This is a genomic window from Rhodomicrobium udaipurense JA643 (assembly GCF_000636015.1).
GTDB classification, from domain to species: domain Bacteria; phylum Pseudomonadota; class Alphaproteobacteria; order Rhizobiales; family Rhodomicrobiaceae; genus Rhodomicrobium; species Rhodomicrobium udaipurense.
Genome location: NZ_JFZJ01000111.1, coordinates 1 through 10,582, shown reverse-complemented (window position 1 = coordinate 10,582; position 10,582 = coordinate 1). Strand labels below are relative to the sequence as shown.

10 protein-coding genes are annotated in these 10,582 nt (G+C 64.2%); all 10 read left to right on the top strand.

Annotated features, from left to right (window positions below):
- The coding region (locus tag T281_RS13620) for a glutamate ligase domain-containing protein (RefSeq protein WP_276324643.1) at nucleotides 1-384 on the top strand (384 nt) is incomplete at its 5' end.
- A gap of 4 nt (nucleotides 385-388) precedes the next feature.
- The gene (murB, locus tag T281_RS13615; protein ID WP_037240153.1) at nucleotides 389-1,336 is read left to right on the top strand and encodes a UDP-N-acetylmuramate dehydrogenase; all 948 of its coding nucleotides are present in this window, start codon (nucleotides 389-391) and stop codon (nucleotides 1,334-1,336) included.
- Nucleotides 1,333-2,262 carry a D-alanine--D-alanine ligase gene (locus T281_RS13610; protein WP_037240150.1) on the top strand — a complete coding sequence of 310 codons (930 nt, stop codon included), beginning with the start codon at nucleotides 1,333-1,335 and terminating at the stop codon, nucleotides 2,260-2,262. Before murB ends, T281_RS13610 begins: the two co-directional genes overlap by 4 nt.
- Before the next feature lie 92 nt (nucleotides 2,263-2,354).
- A complete protein-coding gene (locus T281_RS13605; RefSeq protein ID WP_037240147.1) occupies nucleotides 2,355-3,197 on the top strand; it encodes a cell division protein FtsQ/DivIB in 843 nt (280 codons plus the stop codon).
- On the top strand, nucleotides 3,194-4,471 hold the full coding sequence (locus T281_RS13600) for a cell division protein FtsA (protein WP_037240145.1): 1,278 nt from the start codon (nucleotides 3,194-3,196) through the stop codon (nucleotides 4,469-4,471). Before T281_RS13605 ends, T281_RS13600 begins: the two co-directional genes overlap by 4 nt.
- Nucleotides 4,472-4,551: 80 nt before the next feature.
- Nucleotides 4,552-6,135, top strand: a complete 1,584-nt coding sequence (gene ftsZ, locus T281_RS13595) for a cell division protein FtsZ (RefSeq protein ID WP_037240142.1) — start codon at nucleotides 4,552-4,554, stop codon at nucleotides 6,133-6,135.
- A 321-nt stretch (nucleotides 6,136-6,456) separates the two neighbouring features.
- Nucleotides 6,457-7,419, top strand: a complete 963-nt coding sequence (gene lpxC / locus T281_RS13590; protein ID WP_037240164.1) for a UDP-3-O-acyl-N-acetylglucosamine deacetylase — start codon at nucleotides 6,457-6,459, stop codon at nucleotides 7,417-7,419.
- 253 nt (nucleotides 7,420-7,672) lie between these two features.
- The gene (locus T281_RS13585) at nucleotides 7,673-8,536 is read left to right on the top strand and encodes an outer membrane protein assembly factor BamD (protein WP_037240139.1); all 864 of its coding nucleotides are present in this window, start codon (nucleotides 7,673-7,675) and stop codon (nucleotides 8,534-8,536) included.
- Nucleotides 8,537-8,738: 202 nt separating this feature from the next.
- The gene (locus T281_RS13580) at nucleotides 8,739-9,296 is read left to right on the top strand and encodes a manganese efflux pump MntP (RefSeq protein WP_037240161.1); all 558 of its coding nucleotides are present in this window, start codon (nucleotides 8,739-8,741) and stop codon (nucleotides 9,294-9,296) included.
- A 56-nt stretch (nucleotides 9,297-9,352) separates the two neighbouring features.
- Nucleotides 9,353-10,582, top strand: a 1,230-nt coding sequence (locus tag T281_RS13575) for a DNA repair protein RecN (protein ID WP_052037492.1), incomplete at its 3' end; no start/stop codon positions are given.

The following is a 10,582-nucleotide window of genomic DNA, read 5'->3' as shown; positions in this document are numbered from 1 at the left end:
GTGCTCAGCGCCGCGCGCGGGGCCGCACGGGGCCGCGTGATCGCCGTTGTGCAGCCGCATCGTTATTCGCGACTCCAGTCGCTATTTGGCGAGTTCTGCGCCTGCTTCGCGGATGCGGATACGGTGGTCGTAACGCCGGTCTATTCGGCCGGGGAGCAGCCCAACGGCATCGACCGCGATACGCTGGTCGAAGGACTGCGCCAGCAGGGGCACGCCCGCATTTATCCCGTCGATGGCGAGGACACGCTGGTTTCGACGCTGGCGGCGGTCGCCCAGCCCGGCGATCTCGTGCTTACGCTCGGCGCGGGCACGATCTCGGAATGGGCGCGCGCGCTTGCCGAAAAGCTGAATCATTATCCGGCCTTTGCTGGCGCGGCGGAGTAAGGCCGTGTTCCAAGACATCGCAGCAGCGCTTCTGGCCGACGCGCCGGAACTTCGCGGCAAGCTCCTGCCGAACGCGTCGATGAGCGAATTGACGTGGCTACGCGTCGGCGGCCCCGCGCAGGTGCTGTTCAAGCCTGCCGACGAAGAAGACCTCGCCTATTTCCTCGCGCGCTGTCCGGCGGACATCCCCGTGATGGCGGTGGGCGTCGGCTCCAACCTTCTCGTGCGCGACGGCGGCGTGCCCGGCGTGGTGATCCGGCTCGGGCGCGGCTTCAACGATATCGAACCGCTCGGCGGCGCGCGCATCCGCGTGGGCGCGGCGGTGCCAGACGTGCGGCTCGCGCAGGCGGCGGCGCAGGCGGGCATCGCGAAGCTCGCCTTTTATCGCGGCATTCCGGGCACCGTGGGCGGGGCGCTGCGTATGAACGCGGGCGCGCATGGCGGCGAAACGAAGGACGTGCTCGTTGAGGCGCGCGCGGTGGACCGCAGCGGCGCTGTACATGTCTACGACAACGCCGGGATGGGCTTCACCTACCGCCATTGCGGCGTGCCGGACGATCAGATCTTCACCCGCGCCGTCTTCGAGGGCGTTCCCGGCGACCCGGCCGAGATCGAACGCCAGATGCAGTGCGTGGCCGAATATCGCGAGGCGAACCAGCCGATCAAGAGCCGCACCGGCGGTTCCACGTTCAAGAACCCGCCCGGCAAGAGCGCGTGGCGGCTTATCGACGAGGCGGGCTGCCGGGGCTTCCGCGTCGGCGGCGCGCATATGTCGGAGATGCACTGCAACTTCCTCATCAACGACCAGAACGCCACAGCCACCGATATCGAGACGCTGGGCGAGACCGTGCGAAAGCGCGTGTTCGAGAAGACGGGCATCATGCTCGACTGGGAAATCAAGCGCATCGGCGTGCCCGCGCCGACGAGCGCAGCGCTGGCGGCCGCCGAATGACAAGCTTTCACCATATCGCCGTGCTGATGGGCGGCTGGTCCTCGGAGCGCGAGGTTTCGCTGAATTCGGGCGAGGCGTGTGCGGGCGCGCTCGAAGCGCAAGGCTATCGCGTCACGCGCATCGACGTTGGCCGCGACATCGCCGACCGGCTCGCCGCGCTGAGGCCCGACGCCTGCTTTAACGCACTGCACGGCAAATGGGGCGAGGACGGCTGCATTCAGGGCATCCTTGAGACGCTCGAAATTCCGTACACGCATTCGGGCGTGCTGGCGTCAGCGCTGGCGATGGACAAGGCGCGCGCCAAGGTCGCGATGAAGGCGGCGGGCGTGCCCGTGGCGGCGGGCGTCGTCGCTTCCCCGGCCAAGGCCGCGCAGCGCCATCTGCTGCCGCCGCCCTATGTCGTCAAGCCCGTGTGCGAGGGGTCGAGCGTCGGCGTGTTCATCGTGCGCAACGATTACGAGCATCCGCCGCAAGAACTGACGCGCGCCGACTGGACGCATGGCGACGTCCTCGTCGAGCGCTATGTCGCGGGGCGCGAGCTGACATGCGCCGTTCTTGGCGATCGCGCGCTCGGCATCATCGAAATCAAGCCCGCCGAGGGGCTCGTTTTCTACGATTACGAAGCAAAATACGCAAAAGGAGGCTCCTACCACATTCTGCCAGCACGACTTTCACCGGAAATTTACGAAAATATTCAGAAAATGGCGGTCGACGCGCACCACGCGTTGGGCTGCCGGGGCGTAAGCCGGGCCGATTTCCGTTTGGACGATCGGCCGGAAGGCACGGGCGAGCTTGTTTGTCTTGAGGTCAATACCCAGCCGGGCATGACCGCGACATCGCTCGTTCCGGAACTCGCTGCCCACGCTGGATTGTCGTTTGGTGAACTTGTGCGGTGGATTGTGGAGAACGCCTCTTGCAATCGTTAGTTTCGGGTACGGTTAGCGCGAAAGGCCCAGGGATCGGGGCGGCGCAACCGGGTAAGGATGCCGCTGCGGCGCCGTCCCTTTTTCGATTCGAGTTGGCGCATGCGGATCGCGCCGCGCGCGCGGGCTTCGTCGTCAGCATGGTGTTTCTGGTCGCGACCGCGATCTACGGCCTCTATCTGTCGGGCGCCACGAAATCGCTGTTCGACGAGGTGTCCACCTTCGCCGACAAGGCCGCCTACGACGCCGGTTTCCGGCTCGAAGACCTCGCCGTTTCCGGCTCTGACAACACGCCGAAGGAAACGCTGCTGAAGGCGCTGCAACTTCCCTTCGAACATTCCTCCCTGTCCTACGACGCGGCCGAGGCGCACGACCGCCTGATCGCGCTCGGCTGGATCAAGACCGCCGAGGTGCGTCGCGTGCTGCCCTCGCGCCTTGAGGTGGTGCTGACGGAGCGCGAGCCCTATGCGCGCTGGAAGGATGCGGCGGGCGTCGTTCAGGTGGTCGACCGCGAGGGCCGCGTGCTCGGGCCGTCCGAAGGGCAGTTCGAAACGCTCCTGCTTTTCTCGGGCGAGGGCGCGCCAGCCGAAGCGGCGGCGTTCATCGAATCGCTCGCCGACCGCGAGACCATCCGTTCCCGCGTGGCCGAGGCGAGCTTCGTCGCCGAGCGTTTTTGGCAGGTCAAGCTTGACAGCGGCGTCACCCTGAAACTTCCGCGCAAGGTGGGCGAGTTAACTCTCTCTAAACTTGAATCGGTACTCGCCAACTCGAAGATTGCGGAAATGGCCCTCGACACCATCGATCTGCGACTCACGCATCGCACGATCCTGCAATTGCGGGAGCCAACCACGGCTAATCGCGACAAAGCCATCGCGCTTTTGACCTCCGCCCCCGTGTCGCAACCGGCCATGCCGCCGAGAAGGGGCAAGGCCTTATGACGGACGAACGGCGGCAGGCCTCGCGCGGTCCGTCGCGGTTATGGCCGTTCAAGGGACGAGACGACATCATCACCGTGGTTGACCTTGGCGCACAGAAGGTCGCGTGCGCGGTCGTCCTGCTGTCATCGCCGCGCTTCGGTTTCGACGTCGGCTCGCGCAACATCCGCGTGATCGGCAGCTCCATCGTGCGATCGTCCGGCATAACCGGCGGCCGCATCGCCAACCTCGCGGCCATCGAGACAAGCATTCGTCGCGCGGTCGGCCAGGCGGAAACGCAGGCTGGCGTGACCGTGGAAGACGTGCTCGTCACGGGACAGTTTGCGGGGCTTATCGCGGAGGTGTTCGAGGCGAAGCTCGGGCATGCGGGCCTCGGGCGTGAGGACGTCGAGGCCATCTCGGCGGCCGCAGACGAACACTGCGCGCGGACACAGCGAAAGCTCCTGCATCTTTTCACGTCGTCGGGCGAAGCGGGCGCGGAGGCGGCGCTCGCGGGCCACGCGCCATGGGCGGCCGAAACCGACGTGATCGCCATCTCGATGCCGATTCGCGTGCAGCGCCAGCTTGAGACTTCGTTCGGCAAAAGCCTGCTGAACGTGCGCAGCGTTCTGGCTGGGCCGCTCGCCTCGGCGCTGAGCGTGACGAACGCGCTCGAACGCATGTCGGGCGTTCTGGTCATCGACATGGGCGCGCAGGCGACGGGAGTCGCGCTGTTCCATCACGGTGTGCCGATGTTCCTGGAAAGCCTGAATTTCGGCGGCCAGACGGTGTCGGAGGAGATCGCGCAGGCATTCTCGCTGCGCAAATTCGAGGCGGAACGGCTCAAGGTCCGATATGGCAGCGTCTACGACAATTTGCAGGCCGACATCGACCTGCCCGTCCAGAATGGCGACACCGGAGAGCCGGTGTCCAAATTTTCCCTTAATCGTATCATTCGATCGAGGGCATCGGAGCACCTCAAGGCCGTTAATGAACGGTTAAAAGGTGCAGGATACTCTGTTCCGAATGGGGGCGCTGTGCTGACGGGCGGCGGCAGCCTGCTACCGGGCATCCGCGAGCTTGCTTCGCATCTGTTCGCGGCGGAGGTCAGAACCGCGAGGCCCATGACCTTGAACGGTCTCAACGCGGGGAACGTGTTGAGTGCGCTCGTGGGGGGATGTCTGTATGCAAGTCGGCACCAGTCCGCGGGCGAAATGCCTTATGCGCCTGAGTTGCCGTCTCAAGACAGTAGCTACGCGTCGCGAATCGGCCAATGGCTGCGGACAAGCTTTTTGTGAAAGTTATCCGCGCAATCGGTCGTCGCATATGAGCGGGCGAGCATTTCGCGACGTCCGAAGGGGAAGCTGACGAGGCTGCCATGGGAATTAACCTGCAACTTCCTGGCCTGACGGAGTTGCGGCCGCGCATCACGGTCATTGGCGTGGGCGGCGCTGGCGGCAACGCTGTGAACAACATGGTCGAAGCCGGGCTCGAAGGCGTGGAATTCATCGCCGCGAACACGGACGCGCAGGCGCTCGCGTCGTCCGGCGCTTACACCACCATTCAGATGGGCATCGGCATCACCGAGGGCCTCGGCGCGGGCTCGCGGCCGGAGATCGGCGCGGCTGCGGCCGAGGAAGCCATCGAGGAAATCCGCTCCCATCTCGACGGCGTGCATCTCCTGTTCATCACGGCGGGCATGGGCGGCGGCACGGGCACGGGCGCGGCCCCGATAATCGCGCGCACGGCGAAGGAACTGGGCGTGCTCACGGTCGCGGTGGTGACGAAGCCGTTCGAGTTCGAAGGCCAGCGCCGCATGCGCACGGCCGATGCCGGTATTGCGGGCCTCGCGCAACATGTCGATACGCTGATCGTCATCCCGAACCAGAACCTGTTCCTCGTCGCGAGCGAGCGCACCACCTTCGCGGACGCCTTCTCGCGCGCCGACGACGTGCTGCGCTCGGGGGTGTCCTGCATCACCGATCTTATGGTTAAGGAAGGGTTGATCAACCTCGACTTCGCCGACGTGCGCACCGTCATGCAGAACATGGGCACCGCGCTCATGGGCACGGGCGAGGCCGAAGGCGAAAAACGCGCGCTTCAGGCGGCGGAAGCCGCGATTTCCAATCCGCTGCTCGGCGAAGTGTCGATGCGCGGCGCGAAGGGGCTGCTCGTCAGCATCACCGGCAGTTTCGACATGACGCTGTACGAGGTGGAAGAGGCCGCATCCCGCATCCGCCGCGAGGTCGATCCGGAGGAAAACCCGGACGTGAACATCATCGTCGGCGCGACGTTCGACCAGTCGCTTCAGAACAGGCTGCGCGTATCCGTGGTCGCGACGGGCATTCACTCCGGCATCGCGCCCCATCACATTGCGCCGCCGCCTCCCGTGGAAAAGGATGGAGGGCTTGCCGAGCGCATGCAGTCCGCCCAGCAGGAAGCGCCGCGCCGTGCGCCGTTCGGCGGATTGCGCGAGCAGCCCGCGCGACAGGCGCAGGATCGGCGCGTCGTGCTTGAACCGAAAGGCAGACGCGGCGGTGATGACGTCGCGCCGCCCGCTCCGGCGGATAATGGTCAGCGTTTCGAGCCGGTGCCTCCCGCGAAGACCGCGCGCGCGCCGCGTCGTCCACTCACTTTTTCTGATTTCCCGGAACTCGGACAGACCGACGGCGCGGGCAACAATGGGGCCTCGAATCGAAGTTCCGGCAAGCCTCGCGGCTTTTTCGACTGGATGGCGGGCCGGGATCGCAACGTCGCGAAGGCAAGCACCCCGTCGCAGACCAAATCTGTTGCTCTTCAGCCACGTTCCAATCATGAAAAAACTGTGGCGGAACAAGGGCATCGGAATGGCGCAAGCCATGATGATGCTAGCGACGACATGGAAAGCGACCCTGGCGCTGCTCGTCATAACAGCGATGAAGCTATTGATATTCCTAAGTTTTTCAGGAAACCGGCCTCCTGATCGCAGGCAGTCCTTCACAACCTCCGCGTACGGCGCTTTGACACTCGCTCAAGCGCCGTTTTTGGTTGTGTCGAGCCAAAGGCCCTACCCGTAACAGACTGTTAAAAAGCGTGATTTGAAGCGCCCCGAGTCGCCCGGCTAACTATGTCGCAGTCGGATGTAATTGAGCTTTCGCGTGCGTACCGGCAGACCGCCGGCCCAAGAGTAGCGTGTAGCTACCGATGCTCGCATAGAAGCCATTGGGCATCGTCCGGCACACGATGGGGGGTGCTTTCCTTCGGCAAAGGAAGGCACCGTGGCACAAAAGAACGGCGCACTCTTATGAGCTTTCGAAGCTATTCGAACAGGCAGACCACTCTTGAGCGCGATATCGTCCTGAAAGGGGCGGGCGTGCACAGTGGCGCGGAAGTATCGCTGATCCTCCACCCGGCCGAGGCCAACTCGGGCTATAATTTCTACGTTTCCGGCGGAAAGAACGCGGGCCACGTCCCCGGCGATTTCCGCTCCGTGACCAATCTGACCCTCTGCACCGTGATCAGCGGCGCCGACGGCGCCTCCGTCGCCACCGTGGAGCATCTGCTCTCGGCGCTGCGCGGAATGGGCATCGACAATGCGGATATCGAGGTTGACGGCAACGAACTGCCGATCCTCGACGGCAGCGCGGAACCGTTCGTGGCGGCCATCGAAGAAGCGGGCGTTCGCGAACTCGACGAAGCACGCCGCTACATCAAGATTCTCCGCCCCGTCGCGGTGACGGATGGCGGCTCCATCGGCGAAATCTTCCCCTATGACGGCTTCCGCCTCGATATCGAAATCGATTTCCCCACGCCGCTGATCGGCCGCCAGCGCATCGACCTCGACGTGACGCCAGCCTCCTTCAAGAAGCACCTGAGCCGTGCGCGCACCTTCGGTTTCATGAAGGACGTGAAGCAGCTTTGGGCCGCCGGGCGCGCGCTTGGATCGTCGCTCGAAAACACTGTCGCGATCGGTGAGGATCGCATCCTGAACCCGGAAGGGCTGCGCTACCCGGACGAGTTCGTTCGCCACAAGACGCTCGACGCCGTTGGCGATTTCGCTCTCGCAGGTGCCGCGATCCTCGGCCTGTATCGCTCGAAGCGCCCGAGCCACAAGCTCAACTCGATGATGCTGCACGCGCTTTACGAGAACCGCGATGCGTGGACCGTCGTCGAAGCCGCCGACAAGACGCGCCGCCACTATGTTTCGCCGCGCGCCGATTTCGGCATTGCTTTCGCGACCCCGAACTTTGCGCCTGAAAACGCCTGATCGGCTCCATCTGGTGAATGGCCGGGCTCGTCCCGGCCATTTTGCGTTATAAGGCAGGCGTTTTTGCCTGATGCTGCGGTGGCAAATTCTACACGCGGCGCCGACAACTTTCCCCAGCGCAAAAGCTTTGACTGAAAAACTCCGCATTTCACCATCATTTTGCGGCTTTTGGCCGTACATGAACGTAACGATAAGGGAAACCGAGTCGCGCAGTGCTGCTCGAACTCGAAATACGGGGCCTGGAGCAAGGACGATGGGATTGCGATCGATCGGGCAAACTCTCGCAGCGGTGATTCTCGCGACGACGCTGAGCAGTTCACTTGGTGGCTGCGGGTCGATGGGATCGATGTTTTCGAGCTCGGAGTCGACGCAGCTCGATCAGCGTCCACCGGACCAGATCTATAAAGAGGCCGACGACCTCCTCGGCCAGGGCAAAAACAACAAGGCCGCCGAGTTGTTCGAGCGCATCGACCAGCTTTACCCCTATTCGGAAGAAGCCAAGAAATCGACGCTGATGGCGGCATACGCCTATCAAAAGGCTGGCAAAGGCCCCGAAGCGGTGGCCGCCGCTCGTCGCTTCCTCGCGCTGCATCCCGGCTCCAAGGAAGCGGCGCTGGCGCAGGAAATCATTGCCAGTTCGTATTTCGAGCGCATCTCCGGGCCGACGCGCGATCAGGGCGAAACGAAGAAGGCCATCGCCGAACTCGAAACGCTCATCAGCCGCTATCCGGATAGCCGCTATTCCGAGGACGCGAAACGACGCATCAAGCTTGCCCGCGACACGCTCGCGGCATCCGAAATGAATGTCGGCCGCTACTGGCAGAAGAAGGGCAACTATCTCGGCGCGGTGAATCGATTCAAGACGGTCGTCACGGACTACCAGCAGACGACGCACGTGGAAGAGGCGCTCATGCGTCTGACGGAATGCTACATGGCGCTCGGCATCGTGAACGAGGCGCAGACGGCTGCGGCGGTGCTGGGGCATAACTTCCCCGACAGCCCGTGGTACAAGGACGCTTACGCGCTTCTACAGTCCGGCGGCACCGCGCCGCGCGAAGATTCCGGCTCGTGGATCAGCCACGCGTGGAAGCGCACAGTCGGCAGCGTTGCAGGCTAAGCTCAATTTTATAGCACTGCCTAAGTTTTGACATCTGCCATCGGGGCGGCTTAAGGATAAGCCGTCTTCGGTGGCATGATGCTTTTTGCGTCGGCACGGCGAAGAAAGCCGGCGCACCGCGCCACTCAGCGGAAACGCACCAACCCGATTCGCGCCGTTTGCGCTTCAGCGCATTGCGGCGCATTTCTTTTTGGAAATCATCGTGACCCCGACTGCCATAACCGTGCTTGCTTTCACAATGTCCGTCGACGCCTTTGCGGTTTCGCTCGCGCGCGGAGCCGCCTGCAAGGAGCCGCGCCTGCGCGAAGTGCTCCGCACCGGCTTCATCTTCGGCACCGTGGAAGCGCTGACGCCGGTCATCGGCTGGGGGGCTGGCATGGCAGCCAGCAGCTACGTGCAGGCGTGGGACCACTGGATCGCGTTCACGCTGCTGGCGGGCGTCGGCCTTCGCATGCTCTGGCTCGCCTTGTTCGCGCACGAAGAAGAACGGCCCGCTGTCGCGCAGTCCTTCCTGCTGATTGTCGCCGCCGCAATCGGCACCAGCATCGACGCCATGGCCGTCGGCGTATCGCTCGCAATCCTCGACGTGGATATCACCATCATTGCCATCGCAATCGGCCTCGCCACTTTCCTCATGTCGTCGGCGGGCATGATGCTGGGGCGCATGATCGGTGAACGATTCGGGCGCATGACCGAAGTGGTGGCGGGGCTTGCGCTCTGCGTCATCGGCGCTACGATCCTCATCGAGCATATCGGCTGACGCGCGCGGAGCAGGACGCGGATGCCAACGCGTCGAGAATCGCGTAAGGAAGCGGCATGCTTGTGGCCCTGTCGATCCGCGACATCGTTCTTATCGATAAGCTCGATCTCGGTTTCGAGAAGGGCTTCACCGTATTCACGGGTGAGACCGGCGCGGGTAAATCCATCATCCTCGACAGCTTGAGTCTCGCGCTCGGTGCGCGCGGCGATGGCGGTCTCGTGCGGCGCGGGGCGACCAGCGCGAGCGTCACGGCGTCCTTCGACCTCAACGACGCGCACCCCGCGATGGCACTTTTGGCTGAGCAAGGCTTCGACAGCGAGGACACGCTGATCCTCCGCCGCGTGCAGGGTGAGGACGGCCGCACGAAGGCCTTCATCAACGACCGCCCGGTTTCGACCGGCCTTCTGAAGCAACTCGGCAAGATGCTCGTCGAAATACACGGCCAGCACGACGACCGCGCGCTGCTCGATCCTGCCACACACCGCCATCTGCTCGACCAGTTCGGCGGTCTCATCGGCGAGGTGCAGGACGTTTCGCGGCTATGGGAGGCGTGGCGCGAGAAGAACAAAGCCGTCGACGAGCTTGAGAAGGCGCTCGCAGTAGCGGAGCGCGAAAAGGACTATCTCACGGCGGCCTGCGAAGAGCTGAACCAACTCGCACCGCAGCCGGGCGAGGAAGACGACCTCGCGACCCGACGCGCGTCAATCGTCGCCGCGCAAAAGGCACGCGCCGATCTCGAAGACATCGCGGACGCACTCAACGCGCCGCAATTCCCGGCCGCGAAACTCAGCGCCGCGCTCCGCCGTCTGGAGCGTACACCGAACATCCCCGATGCTTTGAAGCCGATCCAGTCGGCGCTGGAACGCGTGCTGATCGAGGCGGAGGAAGCGCGCGAACTGGTGGAAGCGCAGCTTCGCGGCGAGAGCGGCGACAATGTCGAAGCGATTGAGGAGCGGCTTTTCCGGCTGCGTGCGGTCGCCCGCAAATATCGCGTGTCGGTGAACGACCTGCCTGCTGTTCATGCCCGCTTCCGGGAGGATCTCGGCCGCATCGAAACCGGCGAGGAAGACCTGGCCGCTGCGCGCAAGGCCGCCGCCGAATTCGGCGCGGTTTACGCCCGCGCCGCCGACGCGCTCTCCGAAAAGCGACGCGCGACTGCCGCGCTGCTCGACGCCGCCGTTCAGGCCGAACTTGCGCCGCTCAAGCTCGACAAAGCCCGCTTCGTCACCGAAATCGAGCCCCTGCCGGAGGACCGCAGCGGTCTTCGCGGCGGTCCCTTCGGGCGC

Coding starts and splice junctions, on each gene's coding strand:
- T281_RS13600 (WP_037240145.1), top strand. CDS start 3,194: ATGACGGACGAACGGCGGCAGGCCTCGCGCGGTCCGTCGCGGTTATGG.
- ftsZ (WP_037240142.1), top strand. CDS start 4,552: ATGGGAATTAACCTGCAACTTCCTGGCCTGACGGAGTTGCGGCCGCGC.
- T281_RS13610 (WP_037240150.1), top strand. CDS start 1,333: ATGACAAGCTTTCACCATATCGCCGTGCTGATGGGCGGCTGGTCCTCG.
- lpxC (WP_037240164.1), top strand. CDS start 6,457: ATGAGCTTTCGAAGCTATTCGAACAGGCAGACCACTCTTGAGCGCGAT.
- T281_RS13585 (WP_037240139.1), top strand. CDS start 7,673: ATGGGATTGCGATCGATCGGGCAAACTCTCGCAGCGGTGATTCTCGCG.